The sequence below is a fragment of the Helicobacter sp. genome (assembly GCF_017502485.1).
GTDB lineage: Bacteria > Campylobacterota > Campylobacteria > Campylobacterales > Helicobacteraceae > Helicobacter_B.
The window spans coordinates 44,899-62,975 of the sequence record NZ_JAFVUX010000023.1 but is presented as its reverse complement, the minus strand read 5'-3'; the positions used below and the strand labels follow the sequence as shown (position 1 = coordinate 62,975).

Here is an 18,077-nt window from a genome sequence, read left to right as displayed (position 1 = left end):
AGCTAAAAGAGCTAGATTCTAGGGAGAATCTAGCCAAAGCAGAAATTGGGGCTTACATCATCCCCATACCGCCCATTCCACCCATTCCGCCCATATCTGGCATAGCTGGCGCAGGCTTGTCCTCTTTGATCTCATTAATTGTAGCTTCTGTTGTGAGTAACATACTTGAGACAGACACAGCATTTTGCAAGGCTACGCGAGTAACTTTCAAAGGATCAATAATCCCTGATTTAAACATCGCCACATACTCGCCACTTGCAGCATTGAAGCCATAGCCTTCTTCTTTAGTGTTTTCTATTTTATCAATCACCACGCCTGCATCATAGCCCGCGTTGATAGCAATCTGCGCCAAAGGGGCTTTAATCGCACGCTTGATAATATCATAGCCGACAGCCTCATCACCCTCAAGCTTTAGCTTCACCTTTTGGGCTGCACGGATTAGTGCCACACCACCACCTGCTACAATGCCCTCTTCTACTGCTGCTTTTGTCGCCGAAAGCGCATCATCTACGCGGTCCTTTTTCTCTTTCATTTCTACTTCACTAGCAGCACCCACTTTGATCACCGCTACACCGCCACTAAGCTTAGCTAGTCGCTCTTGGAGCTTTTCTTTATCATAATCGCTTGTGGTCTCTGCGATTTGCGTGCGGATTTGCGCTACTCTAGCTTTAACATCAGCACTCTTGCCCTTGCCATCAACTATGGTTGTATTGTCTTTATCAATCACAATTCTAGCTGCTTGCCCAAGGTGCGCGATCTGCGCATTTTCTAGTGTGAGCCCCACCTCATCGCTAATGACCTCTCCACCTGTAAGAATCGCAATGTCTTTTAGCATTTCTTTTCTCCTATCACCAAAACCCGGAGCCTTAACTGCTGCGACATTAAGCACACCACGAAGCTTATTAACAACAAGTGTTGTAAGAGCCTCGCCCTCAATATCTTCTGCGATGATAAGCAGTGGCTTGCCACCTTTCATAGTCGCTTCAAGCAAGGGGAGAATGTCTTTCATCGATGAGATTTTCTTATCTGTGAGTAGGAGATAAGCGTTCTCTAGCTGGATATTCATTTTATCTGCGTTGGTTACAAAATACGGGCTTAAATATCCGCGGTCAAACTGCATACCCTCTACCACGCTTAGCTCATCATTGATCCCCTTAGCTTCTTCCACAGTGATCACGCCATCTTTACCGACTTTTTCCATAGCTTCAGCAATAAGGTTGCCGATTTTCTCATCAGAGTTTGCAGAGATTGTCGCTACTTGGGCGATCTCGTCTTTGCCACCGACTTTTTTGCTCGATTTTTTTAGCTCTTCAATGATCGCTTCAGCCGCCTTATCCATACCACGCTTCACTTCCACAGGATTAGCACCAGCAGTGATATTTCTCAAACCCTCTTTATAAATGCTATGCGCTAGCACGGTGGCAGTAGTCGTGCCATCTCCTGCGGCATCTGCGGTCTTGCTCGCTACTTCTTTGACAAGTTGCGCACCCATATTTGCGATAGGATCTGCAAGCTCGACTTCCTTTGCCACAGATACACCATCCTTAGTGATTGTAGGCGCGCCATAGCTCTTTTGTATAAGGACATTACGCCCTCTTGGTCCCATTGTAACTTTCACCGCATCGTGTAGCTGCTTTACGCCATCATAGAGTTTATTTCTCGCATTATCGCTAAATTTAATTTCTTTTGCCATTGTTTGCTCCTTACATTAAATATACTTAATTATTTGGACAAAACGCCAAGGACATCTTTGATCTCAAGCACGATATATTCTGCTTTATCAAGCTTGATCTCACTGCCAGCATACTTGCCAAACACTACTATCTCGCCCTCTTGTACAGATTTATCATCTGCGACTTGCTTGCTTATAGCGATCACCTTACCCATCAGTGGCTTTTCTTTCGCACTATCTGGGATGATGATCCCTGAGGTCGTCTTACTTTCTTCTTCAAGTCGCTCAACGAGAATCCGCTCGCCTAGTGGTTTGAATTTCATGACTTCTCCTTACATGTGTAAAATTAGCACTTAAAAATTTTAAGTGCCGAAAGTGTAGAAATATTATGTAAATAAGTCAAGTATTTATACGCATAAAGTAAATATTCCTTAGTGTATATGGCTAAAGTTTATTGACTCAATACATATAAATAATAGTTACTGCAGTGGCTACAATGCTTAGGGTTTGCCCGCGCCATACACCTGAAATCTTTAGATTCTAGCTCACAGAGCACAAAACTTATAGAAGCTAGGATCTACTCTCTTCTTAAGCCCTTTTTGAGTGTGAAAAGGGTGTCTAAAGTTTGCGTGATTTCTTGCTGTTCGTATAATGGCGGCAGGGGGATTAAGGTTTGTTTCACTATGTCTATATTGATTGCTTTAAAAGTAGAACCTGTCGCCTTTTTTTCAAAATAAGTTTGCATAGATTGTAAAATAAAATACAACAAATCATTATTGCAAAATTCACTTTTTAATGCACACAATCCCCTACCTATTGCAATTTTTCTTTGTGTAATATTCACAATTCCAACAGGTGCCCTAACACATAAAAGTATAGAATTTGTATTTGCAACCTTTACAGCCCCTTTAACAAAAATATTAGATTTTTCTATAAATTTTTCTCCAAATAAAATTTTACCTTGATGAAATTCAAAATAAGATACTTCGCTTCGCTCAGTATGACAAGCCCTTTTGTCATTTTGAGCCGTAGGCGAAAAATCTATAAATTGATTTTGTTCAGGGGATTGCCCCATAGTTATCTCACAAATATCCCCAAGTTTTACCCACGCCCAAGAATTTGGGATCGCAAAGGGTGCTTCGCTAAGGTTTAGCGGCGTGATTTCTTTGCATTTTGTAAGCTCTTTTTTTAGCATTTGGATTTGAGATTTAACAAGAGCTTTTTTGTCCTTGTCTTTTTCAAGCTTGAATTCTTTTTCACAAATTTTGAGCTTCTTTTCTAACTTTTTGCGTTTTTCTTTTATCTTATCGTTGTAAGTGCTGATTTCATCAAAGGCACAGAGTGTGGGGGAGGCTCTGCGATAGCCTTTGCTTAGACTGCCCTCTAGGGCAAGTTTAAGCAAACTCTTTTCAATTCTCTTTTCAATTCTCTTTAAATTCTCTTTAAATTCTCTTTAGTCATAGCAAAATCATTTGCGAGTGTAGTGAGCAAATCAAGTTTTCCCACGATTTCTTGCTGTTCGCATAACGGCGGCAGGGGGATAAGAAAATGTCTTATACTCTCTTTTTTTACTCCGCCGATAATGCCGTTAATATTAGAGTTAAATTCTTTTGAAAATTCTCCACTTTGTAAAAAATAAAATACAAATTTAGAAAAAGCAAAAATATTTTCAAAACAACAAAGCTTATTACCAAAGCAAACATTTTCTTTTAAAAAACCAACTTTTCGCCCCGCACTACCGCCTTCTATACAAAGTAAAGTAGAATTTGCCTTTGCGATTTTAAAAAAAGATAGAAATTCATCGGGGATTTTTATGCCATTTTCGTAAGTTATGCTTGTGTCGTTTGCTAAATCTTTTGTGGCGATATAATTTAGTCCGCTTGTTTGATGCGTGAATTTTTTTTCTTTTTCTGTGGCGTTAATGCTATCCCCTGTAAAAATCTCACAAATATCCCCAAGTTTTACCCACGCCCAAGAATTTGGGATTGCAAAGGGTGCTTCGCTAAGGTTTAAGGGCGTGATTTCTTTGCATTTTGTAAGCTCTTTTTTTAGCATTTGGATTTGAGATTTAACAAGGGCTTTTTTGTCCTTGTCTTTTTCAAGCTTGAATTCTTTTTCACATTTTTTTAACTCTTTTTCTAACTTTTTGCGTTTTTCTCTTATCTCATCGTTATACACTTCAAGCTCATCAAAGGCGTTAAGCCCATTATTTTCTCGGCGGAATCTAGCACTTAAGCCACCCTTAATGGCATAGTCTAGCAAGGACTTCTTTAAAGTATCTGTTTTCATTATTCATTATCCTTGATGATTTGAGAAATTTGCTTCATTATAGAATCTAGCGTGGCGTTTAGCCTATCTCGCTCGGCTTTGATTTGCTCCATAAGCTCTAAGGGGTCTAGAATCTCTTCTTCTTCGCTCACATAGCCACATAAGTCAAAGTTATAATTCCTAGATTCTAGCTCTTCTTTAGTGTAGGACTTAGCCTTGAAATTCCCGCTTTCATCTTGTAAGCTTTGCCTATCGCTTTGCCACCACTGCAAAAAGGGGGCAAAATGCTCTTTTTGCATTTGCTTAGTTTTGCCAAAGGATTTTATATTTTCAGGCATATCAAGGCGATAGAAGTGGGTCTGGCTTGTGCCTTGTGGGTCGGCGTTGAAAAAAAGTAAATTTGTGGGGATAGAAGTGTAAGGGGCGAAAACGCTTTTAGGTAGGCGTAAGATAAGATAGAGATTAAAATCACTTAAAAGCTTTCTTTTGAGATTGATTTTTGCATTATCAGCACCAAACAAAAAGCCATCAGGCAGCACGACTGCGCCCTTGCCTTTGAAAGATAGTCGATGCATAATGAGTGCCATAAACAAATCTGCTGTTTCACTGCTTCTGTATTCTTGGGGGAAAGTTTTAATATCTTTTGCAAGTTCGCTACCTCCATAAGGAGGATTCATTAGGATAATGTCAAATTTAGGGTATTTTGTAAGATTTATATCAAAGTCTTCAAAATTACTAAAATCAAAGGCATTGCCGTGCTTTAGGTTTGGATTTTCTATGCCGTTAATGAGTAAATTTGTCGCACAAAGCAAAAAAGGCAAGGACTTTTTCTCTACACCATAAAAGCTTGTTTCAAAGACTTTTCTATCGCTTGTGAGATTTACTTGCTTTTCTAAAAAATGTGCCGCTGAAATGAGAAAGCCCCCTGTCCCGCAAGCTAAGTCCGCCACACTCTCACCTAGCTTTGGGCTAAGCATTTCTACCATAAACTCTGTAACGGCACGCGGCGTGTAAAACTCCCCCGCATTCCCTGCACTTTGCAGGGTTTTTAAAAAGCTTTCATAGACTTTGCAAAGCTCTTTAAAATCTTGTCTATTGTTAATCACAAGGCTAGATTCTATCTCGTTTATCACTTCGCGTAAAAGATAGCCGTCTTTCATATAGTTGTTTAAATCTTCAAAAACTTTTCGCACGATGGATTGATGTAAGGGGGTGGATTCTGTAATGTTTAAGGCTTTTAGCGTGGGGAAAAGCTCGTTATTAACAAATGTGAGTAAGGGTTCACCTGTGGGGGACTTTTCACCCACTGCCCAAGACTCCCAACGCAAATGATCGGGGATTATAGAGTGATACTCCGTGCCATTCATCTCATTTAGGGCAGTCCATTCTTTTTCATAATAATCATAAAGCTTTAGGAATAAAATCCACGCGATTTGCTCCATTCTTTGCGCATCGCCATTCACTCCTGCGTCGTTGCGCATAATGTTTTGAAGTTTTTTGATATTTAGCATTAGCTTACCTCCTCATAAAGTGCGTTTTTAAGATTTTGTAGCATAGCATTTACTCCGCCATATTCTTTAAAAATCTGTGCAATTGTGGTGAGATTATACTTTGAAGCAAAAGGCTCATTGACAAACACGCTAGAATCTAGCTCATCGATGCCACCTTGTGCGTATTTCTCAAGCAAGAGTTCTAAAAGCTCTCTAGCCTTTGGCTGTAAAGATTCTAGGAATTTATTTGCTTTTTTGGCTCTTTGTGTGCGGCTTAGGGCGGGGCTGCCTTTAGCAAGGGAGAGTAAAATATCAAATTCATCGCAGTTTTGAAATTTCTCCATTTGCTGTAATTCTTGGATAAAAATACCCTTTTGCTCTAGCATAGCTAAAAGCTCTTCACGCGTGGCTTTATCGCCTGTGCGTAAAGTCTCAAGATAGGATTCAAAAGCTTTCGTATTTTGAAGCTTTTCACCGCTAAAGGATTCTAGGCTTTGTGTGATGGGTGTCAAAACGCCATTAACATTGCGCAAGATGATGATAGATTCGCTGTGTGGATAGACTTGTATCTCTTCGCCGTCTATGGTGTGCTTTATCGGCGGTTCTTTAGTTTGGGTTTTATTGTCTTTGCTGTTTTCATTCTCTTGGCTTGTGTTTTCTGGCTTTTTCTCTCGCTCTCTTACCTCATCTGTGTCGATAAACTCCACCTCGCCATCAAAGTCAGGGTCGTTTAAAAAATCCCTTGCAATGCCTTTGAAATCAAGCACATAAAAATGCGTTTTACCCCTAGATTCTAGGACTTCATTGAGCCTTGTGCCTCGCCCTATCATTTGCTTAAATAGGCTTTTATCACGCACGATTTTATCAATGACTATGACTTGCACCATTTGTGTATCTACCCCCGTGCTTAAAAGCTGGGAAGTCGTGGCGATGACTGGGTAGCGTTTGCTTACGCTTTTAAAGTCATCTAGCAGGGCTTTGCCCTCGTTGTCATCGCTTGTTATGCGTGCGATGTAGTTAGAGTCTTTTGCCCTTTCTTGTTCGTTTTCATCTTGCAGGGCATTTCTCATCAAAAGGGCGTGGTGTTGGTCTTCGCAGAAAATGATAGTTTTAGCATAAGGATTTTTTAGGGTATGGTGTAAAAATTTGCTCACTTCTTTAGCAACGAAGCGGATTTGAGGTTTGAGATAAATTGTGCGGTTAAAATCTGGGGAGTTAAAAGTCTCTTGCGGGATTTCTTTGCCTTTTTCATCAAGCTTACCTGGCTCTGGTGTGTAGCCTTGCGTTTCTATATTTGATAATTTTTCTACCACGCAAAAGGGAGCCAAATAGCCATCTTCTATGCCTTGTTGTAAGCTGTATTGATACACCGGCTCACCGAAATAGTCTATATTATCATCTTCTCTTGCTTCTAGCTCCCCTGTCTCTTGGCTCTCTCTTTGCTCTTTGTTGTATTTAGGTGTGGCAGTCATACCAATTTGCAGTGCGGAGTCAAAATACTCCAAAATCTCCCGCCAAGTAGAATCCGCCCTAGCACTACCCCTGTGGCACTCATCGATAAAAATAAGGTCAAAAAAGTCCGGCTTTAAGGCTTTATAATGCTCTTTCTTATCGCCATTTTCTTCACTACCGCTGATAAATTGCTGATAGATTCCAAAATACAAACTATATCCGCTTTTAAAGTCGCGGTTATGTATCGTATAAATGCCTTTGGCAAAGCTTTTAAAAGTCTTTGTGGTGTCGGTATTTATAAGCTCATTTCTATCAGCTAGGTAGAGAATCTTTTGTATCTTTTTGCCATTTGGCAGGGTTTGGTTAAAAAGGCGGTGGGCGATTTGATAGGCGATGAGAGTTTTGCCCGTGCCTGTGGCAAGGACGAGTAAGATTCTGTTTTGCCCTTGTTGTGCAGCGATTAGGGCGGCGTTTATGGCGTTATTTTGATAATAACGCGGTGTTGTTTGGCTTAAATCACAATGCGTTTGTAAAAGATTGTCATTTGTGAGATTTTGCCATTTTTTGTAGGCTTCATAAAGCTCTTGTGGGCTTGGGAAGGCATTAAGGGGTAAAATCTCTTTTGTTACTCCCTTAAAATCTTTTGCAAGCGTGTATTGTACAAAGCCTTTACCACTACTAGAAAAGGCAAAGGGGGCTTTAAGTGCTTTGGCATAGTTTTTTGCTTGCTCTATCCCCTCGCTATCTTCGTATTTATAGGCTTTTGCTTCTAACACTGCAAGGGCGATTCCATTGTGAAAAAGCACATAATCAGCCTTTTTTATAGTGCTTTTATCTCTTTTACCTGTTTTTATGTCAATTTTGCCTTCGCTAAACTTATAGCCCTTGGCTTTGATTCCATATTCCATTTTAATGGATTCAAAATCCCAGCCCACTTTGCTTAAAGCAGGCTCAATATAACGCTTTTTGGTGTCTTCTTCGCTAAGTATTACATTATCCATTATTGCCCCTTTGTCTAAGATTCTTATCTAGCATTCTGCTTCGCCTAGCTCATAAATCCCATTTTTAAGCACAATCTCATTGCGATTTGTCTCAATTAGCCCTTGTGTTTTTAGCTCTTTTATCACTCTTGTAACTGCTTCTCTCGCACTGCCGATATTGTTTGCTATGCTTTCTTGACTTGCTTCTACGCGGTTATCTTTGGCGTTATTTAGTAGAAATTTTACTACGCGATTTTTGAGACTTTTAAAGGTTACATCATTGATGGTATCAAAGGCTTGTTTTAGGCGTTTAGAGACCAAAGAGAGATTAAAACGCATAATAGATTCATTACTCCGTGTGAGTGTCTCAAAAATCTTATTTGGCAGGATAAACACGCTAGAATCTTCCATAAACTCAAGCACCACATCAGCCTTAATGTTTGATAAAATACAGCTTGTTGAAATGATACAGCTTTCCTTATCGCTTATGGTAAAAATGGTGATTTCCTTAGCATTGCTTGATACGCTAAAAAAGCGGACTTTCCCGCTTAAAACATACAAAAAGCCCAAAAGCTCATCGCTATCAGGGTAGATTCTATATCCCTTTGTGTATGTCTTTACAATGCCCTTATTCTGCAGGACTTCAAGGCTTTTCTCATCGCCACATATTGTGGTGTTTATCTGCGTTAAGGTATCTTTAGTTAGTGGTTGCATATTTCCCTTTTGTGATAAAGTTACACATAAAGCCTAAGATCTGCCATACAATGCGCGATTATACCCACAAAATCAAAAAGGTAGGATTATGGCAAACACCAATGCAAGCAGCGCGCTAAATCGGCGCAACTTTTTAAAATCCCTAGCACTTACCCCCGTGCTAGTGGCTGGAGCAAATGCTGAATCTAGCGATTCTACAAAAGAGAAAAGGTCGCTTATAGATTCTAGTGAGTTTAGTAAGACCAAAGGCAAGGCAAGTATTATAAACCTTGATAAATGCGATGGTTGCCAAGGCTATGAAATGCCACAATGTGTGAGTGCGTGTAAAGAGAAAAATGCCCCTAGATTCCCTGAACCTATCAAAGAAATTCCGCAATATTTCCCGCGTAAAATCTATGAAGACTACTCTAAAAATAGAGATGATATATCACGCTTAAGCCCGTATAATTGGACTTTTGTAGAAGAGTTAGAAATAGATTCTAAAAAGGTGTTTGTCCCACGCCGCTGTATGCATTGCGATGACCCGACTTGTCAAAAAATCTGCCCTTTTGGGATTATTGGCAAAGATGATAATAATGCTGTAAATATTGACGAACACTATTGCTTTGGTGGGGCAAAATGCCGTGATGTCTGCCCGTGGGGGATACCGCAAAGACAAGCTGGAGTTGGAATCTATCTTAAAATCGCCCCAAAACTCGCTGGTGGTGGTGCGATGTTTAAATGCGATATGTGTGCGGACCTACTCGCACAGGGTAAAAAACCTGCGTGTGAGACACAATGTCCAAAAGAAGCCATAATCTTTGATGATAAGGCTAAGATTCTAGCACTTGTGGAAGAAGCGAAAAAAGAAGGTAAATTCATTTATGGAGACGCACAAAATGGTGGCACAAGCACCTTTTATATCTCATCAGTTGATTTTGCAAAGATTGATGAAGCGATTGCTAGAAAGTATGGCAAGGAAGATGGTGTGCTAGATTCTAAAAGTCAAAAGATGGGGCGACCGCATATGAATGTGGTGGTAAAAAACTTTGTGAGTGAAGATTCAGCACTTATTAAAGGTGTGTTAGCTGCATCTCTTATTGGTGTAGTGGCTGGGGCAATCGCTGTGGCAAAATCTAAAAAGAATATAAAGAAAGGATAAATTATGAAAACAAAATCTACTCTAATAAGGGCAAAAAAGCCTATGATATTGCGTCAAAGTCTGCAAAATCGTATCGTGCATTGGGGTGCGGCGGTAAGCACATTTATTTTAATTGCAAGTGGAATTTTTCAAATGCCTGTGTCAAAGAGGTATATGATAAATGAACTGCCTTTAATGGCGTGGAGTGGGGACTATCATATAAGCTTAATGCTACATTATGCAGGGGCGTTTGGGCTGATATTTTTTGTAGCGTTTCACTTATATTTTCATATTGCAAGGGCGGAATTTGACATTTTCCCCAAAAAGGGCGATGGAGTAAAAAGTCTTAAAATCATCAAGGCTATGCTTTTTGGAGGAGTTGAGCCAAAGAGTGAGAAATACCTGCCTGAACAAAGATTGGCGTATTTTTTCATAGGGCTTGTGCTACTGCTTTTAATAGTTACTGGTTTAGTGAAAACTGCAAAAAACCTTGCTGGGTGGAATCTAAGCGATAGCTTGTATCTATGGAGTGCGCAGCTGCATAATCTTGGAATGTTTCTCATCATACTTGGAATTATAGGGCATTTAGCGGCATTCATTTTCAAGGCAAATCGCCCACTTTTAAGGGCAATGTTTAGTGGCAAGGTAGATTCAGCTTACATTGTGGAGCGACATAGCTTGTGGCAAGAGGGGATTAAAATGGTGGAGAATGCTAAAATGAGCGATATACAATCCACGCAAAATAAGGACTAAGCTATGCAAAATGTCAATACAGAATCTAGCCTAAATTCTACAAACCAAACACAAGACAAAGTAGAATCTAAACTTGCCGATTTTCCTGTTACCAGCTCACCCATTGCAAACTTGCCCATCGCATTATTTGCTTCAGTTATGGGGATAGGCGGACTTAGCCTTGTGCTAAAGAAAGCAAGTGTGGCATTTTGGAGTGGGGCAGAATCTACTTTAGATTCTACATTAGAATCTAGCTGGCAAGGGATAATTGCACCATTTTTATGGTGGGGGGCGTATGGCTTTGCGATATTGGCGGTGGTTGTCTTTGCCCTTTTGCTTGTGTGCTACTCTGCAAAAATATTCTATCACTTTGAGGCATTCAAGGCGGATTTAAAACACCAAGTAAAGATTAACTTTCTCTCAAGCATTCCTATCAGTATGCTTATCATTGTGGCATTTTGGAGTGATTTGAGTAGCGGGGTAGATTTGCTATGGCAAGGGATTTTGGGGCTTTTTTATGTGGCAAGTGCTTTGCAGCTCGTGCTTAGTTTATATGTGATGAGCTTTTGGTTTAAAGAGAGTATGAAGAGTGCTTTGCTATCCCCTGCGTGGTTTATACCGATTGTGGGCAACTTAATCGTGCCTTTAAGTGGTGGTTTAATCAACGCACCAAAGGAATTATTACTCTTTTTCTTTTCTATCGGTTGCTTTTTTTGGATTCTGCTAAGTGCGATGATAATGCAGCGGCTTATCTTTGAGCAAAGTTTAGAATCTAAATTTATCCCCACACTTTTTATTTTTATCGCACCGCCTAGCATTTTTGTGGTGGATTTTCATAGTCTTTTTGGGATTCACAATGCTTTGAGTTTTGTTAGCTTTAATGTAGCGTTGTTTTTCGTGCTGTTGCTTTTAAGTCTAGGGAATATCTTTACTAAGCTAAACTTTGCGCCATCGTGGTGGGCTTTTACCTTTCCGCTATGTGCTTTTGGGATAGCAAGCTTTGATTTATATATGATTGATTTTAGGTGTTTTTATGGGCTTTTGGGGATTTTAGGGCTTGTGATGGCATTTTTTGCAGTGGTGTTTATCTCATACAAGACTTTAAGGGCTGTGGTGAATGGAGCGATTTTTAGGGAGTCGTAGCTTCCCTTAGACATTGCTCAAGCAGGGCTATGGTAGCTTGGATAATATCTTGGCACTGGGCTTTGGTGAGCTGATCTCTTGGGGCTTCTAGGGTAATGTAGTGTAGATCTTTATGTCCCCAGCGCACCTTGTCGTATTGGGCATAGAGCCCTATGCTTGGGATGCCCAGATTTAGTGCTAGGTGCGTTGTGCCTGTACTTGGGCTAATACACAAACTCGCGCGAGTGATTAGCGCGATAAGGTGGGGGAGCTTATTATTGGCAAAAATTATAAGATTGCGCGATTCAAATCCTCTCTGTCGTTTGTAGTCTCTCAAAGCTTGCATAAACTCTCTATGCACAGTAGGATAGGTGATCACTAGCACTTGGTGGGTCTTGCACACTTTCTCTATAAGCTCTAGCCACGCGTGCTGTGGAAGTGAGTAGGCATTATTGACATTAAAAGGATTAATCGCGATAAACCTAGAATCTCGCAGCCTCTCCGCTATACGATTCTGGCAAAAACGCTTTTTATAAACATAGCGCAAGATTTTATCAGCTTGGGCTTGGATAGACTTTGGCGCAAAAAGCCTAGCAGGAGAGAAGTCAAGCCTTGCGATACCAGCATCAAAGGCTTTTGGGTTGATAAGTCGCACCAAATGCAGTAGTATATTTTCAAAGCTCATTTGCTTATAAGTCTTACTCGCATAAATAGGCAAACTCCTTGCGCGCCACGCAATCAAGCTTACAAACTTCCTAGCACATAGCACGCGCTTTGCATTGGTAGCAAGCCCAAAGCGCAGAAATGAGCTTTTAGCATCGCTTAGGATAAGATAGTCGCAAGCAAAGCTATTGATTAGCGCGATTTGCTTACTCATATTCTCTTTGGAGCTAGAATCTAGCCGCCGCACATCAAGCCCAATATCTAGCAGCGTATCAATATGGCTTGCTTGTGAGTAAAGCGCGGTGGTCATATCATTGCCAAAAACTATGAGCCTACAAGAAAACAACGCCTTAATCGCATACAAAGCTTTGGCATAGATGATATTTGAGCCAAGCTCCCTTGAAGCACAAGCAAACCCCACAACCACGCTAGCGATCCCTATGCTTTGAAAAATAAAAACTCTTGTGCTTTTTGCTTTTCAAGTGGCTCTACTTCTAGGATAGATTCTCCCACTTGTACGCGCTCTTTTGCCCCACTATGCTTAGCATAAGCAAGTGTAAGCCTAGCTGCTAGGATTCTATCTTCATCACTTGCGCTAGATTCTACAAGCCCAAGTGGACCCTTAGAATCTAGTAGAGTAATATGCGACATTTTTGGATTGGGGGTGGAGAGCTTTTGGTTTTCTTCTTCGTTACGGGCAATCACACAGCGTGCGCCATCTGGTAGAACCATATATCGCCCCGCTTTTACTAGTGCTACATCTTCTAGCACCATTTTTCTATGCGCGCTTAGGTCTTTGATTTTATTTGCTACGCTTATATCTGTCAATAAGCAACCTCCACCGGGGTTTTCATAGTATTTAAAGCCCCATTGCTTCACTAGCTCAAGCTGTCTTGTGCGTCCCCTACCACTTATATCAAGGAGTTTTTCTCTATCGACCCAGCCCATTTTCTCTGGGAAGCTTGGCTCTAAAAGCTTGGCACACATTGGGCGCAGGAGCAGCTCATCTAAATACTGCGGCTTACTAGAATCCTCTCCTTGTGCTAGCAAATGCGCAAATCTCTCATCACTCCCAAAGCCACGCACAAGCTTTCTCACTTGGTCTAGGGCTTCTTTGCGCTGGGATTTAGGGCGCTGCCCTAGCACCTCCCCACTTATTACAAAGCTAGCCCCCAACTCTTCAAGCCGCAAAAATGCTTGGGCAAACATATTAGCGTGGCAGTCGATACAGGGGTTAAAATACTTGCCATAACCATACTTAGGCGTGAAAAGCACATTGTCAAAAAACTGCTTTCTAATATCAATTAGCACGAGCTCCGCGCCTACTTGCTGGGCGGCATTGCGCAGATATTCACCCTTGTCTTTATTGCCTCCAAAACCTATATTAAAATGCAAGGCTTTGACTTTGATCCCTTGGGATGTAAGTAGCTTCATCGCAATGAGACTATCGCATCCTCCGCTAAAAAGTGCTAATGCTGTCATATTGGTTGTAGTTTCCTTTCGGTAAATTTAGTAGCTTTAAGGCTTAGAATTTTAGCGCGAAGTTGGGTGATTTGCGCAATGTCTTTAGTCTGCTTGAGTTTAGATTCTAAAAAGCGCAGGATAAAAATGCGTAGCTCTGCTTCAAAGCCCCCCTCACACAAAGGCAGTGGGTCAAGAGCTATTCCCAAAAGCTTTGGGTGGCTAAGATTATTGGCACATAAAGCATCAAAAGCATCTTGATAATCTGCGAAAATACTTCTATCAATATAGAGCAAAGCTTGATTAAGCAAAGCTTCATCTTCAAGCATATAGCGTAAAATGAGCCGCTCAAGCTTATCGCCGCTAGATTCTGGGGCTGGGGTATAGCCTAAGCTTTTAACTCTCCTTTTAGCGCGTATAAACTGCAATGGCACTTGAATCAAATCGGCACTAAATTGGGCGTATTCATCTTGCATAAGGGGGCTAAGAGAGCTTAAAAAGGCTTTGATCTCTTTAAGTGCATCTTCTTTGCTAAGGGGGTTGGCTAGATTATGCCTGCTAGCAATCATTGTCAAGCAAAACTCAATAAAAGGTTTAGGTCTTGCAAAAAGCTCTTTTACTTCTTGCTCCCTACCTGCTAGGATCATATCCGCTGGGTCTGCACCATCAGGGAAGATTACCACCCCACCCTTTTTGCTCAAAGGTGCTAGCATAATGCTTGCGCGAAAAGCTGCGTTAATGCCGGCTTTATCGCCATCATAGCTTAGGATAATCTCTGGCTCGCCTTTATTGAGCAAAGGAATATGCTCTTTTGTAAGCGCAGTGCCAAGCGTGGCTACGGCGTTATTAATACCAGCTTTATGAAGCATTATTGTATCGATATAGCCTTCTGTGATGATAATTTGCTGTGATGCAAAGATTGCTTGTCTAGCGATGTGATAGCCATAAAGTAAGCGTGATTTATTAAAAAGTGGGTTTTGGGGAGAGTTTAGGTATTTAGCTGGCGCACCATCTTTAAGGCTACGCCCACCAAAGCCTACAACCTTGCCATTTGGCGAGTAGATGGGAAACATCACGCGCTCACTAAATCGCGCATAAAATTGGGCTTGATCGGGCTGCTCATTTCTGCCGATGATGCCATTTTTTAGCAACTCATCTGTGGGGAGATTTTGGGCGTTGATAAAGGCTTGGTGTCTAGCGTGGCTTGGACAAAGCCCTAGATTCCACTGCGTAATTAGCCTATCATCAATACCGCGCTTATGCAAATATTCTAGCACAGCAGCAGAATCTAAAAGGCTTGTGTGGTAAAAAGCCGCGACCTTCTCTAGTGTATCTGTGCGCTTTATGCGCTCTTTGTTGTCATACTCTAGGCGAAAGTCAAACATATCAGCGATTTTTTCAACTGCTTCTACAAAGCTTAGCTTCTCATACTCCATCACAAACTTTATGCTATCACCCCCTATGCCGCAACCATAGCAGTGGAATATCCCCTTACTAGGCGAGACCATAAAGCTTGGGCTTTTTTCATTATGGAAAGGACAAGTGGCAGCATAGTTACTCCCTACACGCTTTAGCTCAAGGTAGTGAGTTATGATTTCAAGAATATCAATGCGGTTTTTTAGATTCTCAATCGACGCGCTTGTGATCATCATATACCTTTGTTAAACAATACCCTAGCCCCATCTAGAATCTAGCTTCTGCTAAAAGTGATTGGGAGCAGATCTAAAACGCAAAGTCCCCAGCCTCGCCCTTATTCATACTTCTATACACTGCCTTGACATAGCTCTGGCGTATCTCGCACTGCTCCATATCCGCGCACCCAAAGCAGCCTTGCTTATGAGGATCGCTCGCATCTGGCAGTAGCCCCCTAGTCTCTTGACACTCTTGCAGAAGCTTAAGCTGCTCCTCTAGCTCTCTTTCAAATACATCTTCACTGGGATTAGCACTCATTTTTTCTCCTTATTTCATATAGACTACGCGTACTTGCGCTATCTCTTCCTTGCTACCTAAGAAGCAAGGGGTGCTCTCATGTAGGCTTGCGCAAGGCAGAGAGAGTAGCCGTCTTTGCCCATCTATCGCCTCTCCTCCAGCCATTTCATAGATAAAGGCAAATGGAAAAACTTCAAAAAGCTTCCTTAGCTTGCCACTTGGCGCATCACTTGTAGCAGGGTAACTAAAAAGCCCACCTCTTTTGCATAAAATCTGGTGCAAATCTGGCACCATACCCCCAGAATAGCGCAGGCGATACCCCTTAGCAAACAAGCTCTCCACCAACTCCTTATGCTTTGCTTCCCAATTTTTTTGCGTGCCACCCGGGGCGTTAAGCTTGCCTTTAGATTCTAGCTGGAGTGTGCCCTTGCCTTGCCACTGCTTCTCATTATGGGCATAGTGCTTTGCTTCCTTATAAGCTAGCACGGCTTCTAAGCGCGGTCCATACACAATATATGCTGCTGCTACAAGCGCACTCGCACTAAATGCGCTATCATAAATCCCAAATATACTCCCCACGCTTAAGTTTGAGTCAAAGAGACTTGAGCCATCAAGTGGATCGTAAGCCACAAGCAGTCCCTTGTCTAGAGCGTGCAAAGAAGTAGATTCTACAATGCTCGCATCCTGCTTATAGAGCGCGCTTGATTTTTCTTCCGAGCAAACACCCTTCACACAAGGCAACTTTAGCAAGGCTTCTTCTAGTAACATATCTGCGCGCACATCAACGGCTAGCTGTATATCACCACTAGCATTGGTGCTAGCTAGATAGCCACTAGCATCACTTTGCAAAAGCTCTTGCACTCTAGTAGCGCACTCTAGTATGCTAGAGAATATCTCTGCAACCATTGATTCTAGTTTAGATTCTGTCATTGTATGTCCTTGGTTGGTCTAGGTGTTGTGATTCTGCCGTGATTATAAACTAAAGCAAATTATGCTATGCTTTAAGCATATACTTAATCCATAACTCCACATTTTCAAAGGTTTTTTATGCTTGTTTCTCCTAGTATTTTATCTGCGGATTTTTTGCGACTTGGTGAAGAGATAGATTCTATCTGCAAGGCTGGTGCAGATTATTTGCATCTTGATGTGATGGATGGGCACTTCGTCCCTAATCTTACCTTTGGGTTACCCATCATCTCGCAAGTCGCTAAGCGCACGAGCATTCCGCTTGATGTGCATTTAATGGTGGAGAATGTCGAGTGGTTTGTAGAGTATTTTCTGCCCTTGCGCCCAGAATTTATCAGTGTGCATATTGAAGCAGTGGCGCATTTGCATAGGCTTATTACTCATATCCGCGCAAATGGCGTGCGCCCCGCAGTCGTGCTAAACCCACATACAAGCGAAGAGAGCTTGCGCTATATCTTGCCAGATGTAGATATGGTGCTTTTAATGAGTGTGAATCCGGGCTTTGGGGGGCAGAGCTTTATCCCAAGTGTGCTCGACAAAGCGCGTCGATTAAAAGACTTGATAGAATCTACAAACCCTAGCTGTTTGATTGAGGTTGATGGTGGAATTAATGCAGACAATATCAAAAGTCTGCAAGAGGCGGGCGTTGATGTCGCTGTGGCAGGGAGCTATATCTTCAATAGTAGCAATTATGCTAAAGCTATATGCTCGCTAAAGCCTCGAGATCTCCATTGATAGCTAATCTAACTCCACTTGCCAAAGCCATAGATACAAGGCTACATAGCCACGCGCTTGCGCACGATGATATGCAAGCACTCCTAGAGAGCTTTGGTGCAAATACGCTAGAGCTAGAACTCCTAAAAGCCCGCGGCTTCCCGCTAGAATCTAACGAGCAAGCCTACTTCCTCCGCACTGCTAGCACGCCTTATGCCAAGCAGAAATTCTGCTTTGTTGATATAGAGACCACAGGCGCACGCCCACAAGAGTCCCAAATCATAGAAATTGGCGCGATTATGTATGAAAATGGTAGGATCGTGGAGGAGTTTGATGAGTTTATTTACGCACCATTTGTACCAGAAATTATCACAGATATTACGGGCATTACCGCTAATATGCTAGCAAATGCTCGCAAAGCGCAAGCGGTTTTAGAGGATTTTCGTGTGTTTTTAGGACAAAGTGTATTTGTCGCGCATAATGTGGGTTTTGATTATAGCTTCATTAGCCACGCACTAGAAACTTGTGGGCTTGGAGGCTTGCTTAATCATCGTCTATGCACCATCGATCTAGCTAGAAAGACTATTCTCTCCAAGCGATACTCCTTGCAGTATTTAAACGAATTTTTGGGAATCAACACGCCAAAAGCGCACAGAGCCTATGCAGATGCGCTCACCGCGCTAAAGGTATTTGAAATCGCGTGCCTTTGCCTACCCAGCTCCATTTGCACAGCAAAAGACTTAATCACTTTCTCGCGCAGCAAGCATAAAGGATTCTAGGCATAGTTTTTGCTT

At 41.7% G+C, this 18,077-nt stretch carries 16 protein-coding genes and 1 pseudogene; 5 read left to right on the top strand and 12 right to left on the bottom strand.

Translation table 11 applies throughout. The features are described from left to right. Positions 1-52: 52 nt before the first annotated feature. From groL to IKB69_RS05055, 7 genes and pseudogenes are all read right to left on the bottom strand, one after another. On the bottom strand, positions 53-1,693 hold the full coding sequence (gene groL, locus IKB69_RS05085; RefSeq protein WP_290946788.1) for a chaperonin GroEL: 1,641 nt from the start codon (positions 1,691-1,693) through the stop codon (positions 53-55). A 35-nt stretch (positions 1,694-1,728) separates the two neighbouring features. Further along, positions 1,729-1,995 (bottom strand): annotated as a pseudogene (gene groES / locus IKB69_RS05080) (co-chaperone GroES); the annotation flags it as partial. 254 nt (positions 1,996-2,249) lie between these two features. Beyond that, positions 2,250-2,867, bottom strand: coding sequence for a restriction endonuclease subunit S (locus tag IKB69_RS05075; RefSeq protein WP_290946786.1), 618 nt, complete (start codon positions 2,865-2,867; stop codon positions 2,250-2,252). Positions 2,868-3,103: 236 nt separating this feature from the next. Then, positions 3,104-3,961, bottom strand: coding sequence for a restriction endonuclease subunit S (locus tag IKB69_RS05070; protein WP_290946784.1), 858 nt, complete (start codon positions 3,959-3,961; stop codon positions 3,104-3,106). Next, entirely contained in the window at positions 3,961-5,451 is a 1,491-nt protein-coding gene (locus IKB69_RS05065) for a class I SAM-dependent DNA methyltransferase (protein ID WP_290946781.1), read from the bottom strand. The genes IKB69_RS05070 and IKB69_RS05065 overlap by 1 nt, the downstream gene beginning before the upstream one ends. Further along, a complete protein-coding gene (hsdR, locus tag IKB69_RS05060) occupies positions 5,451-7,883 on the bottom strand; it encodes an EcoAI/FtnUII family type I restriction enzme subunit R (RefSeq protein ID WP_290946779.1) in 2,433 nt (810 codons plus the stop codon). Before hsdR ends, IKB69_RS05065 begins: the two co-directional genes overlap by 1 nt. 27 nt (positions 7,884-7,910) lie before the next feature. Then, the gene (locus IKB69_RS05055; protein WP_290946777.1) at positions 7,911-8,576 is read right to left on the bottom strand and encodes a Crp/Fnr family transcriptional regulator; all 666 of its coding nucleotides are present in this window, start codon (positions 8,574-8,576) and stop codon (positions 7,911-7,913) included. Between the two features lie 88 nt (positions 8,577-8,664). Here IKB69_RS05055 and IKB69_RS05050 point away from each other — a divergent pair, with 88 nt between their 5' ends. From IKB69_RS05050 to IKB69_RS05040, 3 genes are read left to right on the top strand one after another with little or no spacing between them, the layout of a single operon-like run. After that, complete coding sequence (locus IKB69_RS05050) at positions 8,665-9,717, top strand: 4Fe-4S dicluster domain-containing protein (RefSeq protein ID WP_290946775.1); 1,053 nt, start codon at positions 8,665-8,667, stop codon at positions 9,715-9,717. 3 nt (positions 9,718-9,720) lie between these two features. Then, on the top strand, positions 9,721-10,449 hold the full coding sequence (locus tag IKB69_RS05045; RefSeq protein ID WP_290946773.1) for a cytochrome b/b6 domain-containing protein: 729 nt from the start codon (positions 9,721-9,723) through the stop codon (positions 10,447-10,449). A gap of 3 nt (positions 10,450-10,452) precedes the next feature. Continuing rightward, complete coding sequence (locus tag IKB69_RS05040) at positions 10,453-11,571, top strand: SLAC1 anion channel family protein (RefSeq protein ID WP_290946770.1); 1,119 nt, start codon at positions 10,453-10,455, stop codon at positions 11,569-11,571. Here IKB69_RS05040 and IKB69_RS05035 read toward each other — a convergent pair. The 5 genes from IKB69_RS05035 to IKB69_RS05015 form a co-directional block, all read right to left on the bottom strand. Continuing rightward, a complete protein-coding gene (locus tag IKB69_RS05035) occupies positions 11,558-12,640 on the bottom strand; it encodes a glycosyltransferase family 9 protein (protein ID WP_290946768.1) in 1,083 nt (360 codons plus the stop codon). The genes IKB69_RS05040 and IKB69_RS05035 overlap by 14 nt on opposite strands. Before the next feature lie 11 nt (positions 12,641-12,651). After that, on the bottom strand, positions 12,652-13,695 hold the full coding sequence (locus tag IKB69_RS05030; RefSeq protein ID WP_290946765.1) for a 7-cyano-7-deazaguanine synthase: 1,044 nt from the start codon (positions 13,693-13,695) through the stop codon (positions 12,652-12,654). Then, a complete protein-coding gene (dnaG, locus tag IKB69_RS05025) occupies positions 13,692-15,326 on the bottom strand; it encodes a DNA primase (protein WP_290946762.1) in 1,635 nt (544 codons plus the stop codon). The genes IKB69_RS05030 and dnaG overlap by 4 nt, the downstream gene beginning before the upstream one ends. Before the next feature lie 70 nt (positions 15,327-15,396). Further along, complete coding sequence (locus tag IKB69_RS05020; RefSeq protein ID WP_290946760.1) at positions 15,397-15,624, bottom strand: hypothetical protein; 228 nt, start codon at positions 15,622-15,624, stop codon at positions 15,397-15,399. A 9-nt stretch (positions 15,625-15,633) separates the two neighbouring features. Next, positions 15,634-16,509: a class 1 fructose-bisphosphatase gene (locus IKB69_RS05015; protein WP_290946874.1), complete on the bottom strand. Its 876-nt coding sequence runs from the start codon at positions 16,507-16,509 to the stop codon at positions 15,634-15,636. Between the two features lie 141 nt (positions 16,510-16,650). On the opposite strand from IKB69_RS05015, the gene rpe reads away from it, so the two are divergent. After that, positions 16,651-17,304, top strand: a complete 654-nt coding sequence (rpe, locus tag IKB69_RS05010; protein WP_290946758.1) for a ribulose-phosphate 3-epimerase — start codon at positions 16,651-16,653, stop codon at positions 17,302-17,304. Continuing rightward, on the top strand, positions 17,301-18,062 hold the full coding sequence (locus tag IKB69_RS05005) for a 3'-5' exonuclease (protein WP_290946756.1): 762 nt from the start codon (positions 17,301-17,303) through the stop codon (positions 18,060-18,062). Before rpe ends, IKB69_RS05005 begins: the two co-directional genes overlap by 4 nt. The last annotated feature ends 15 nt before the right edge of the window (positions 18,063-18,077 follow it).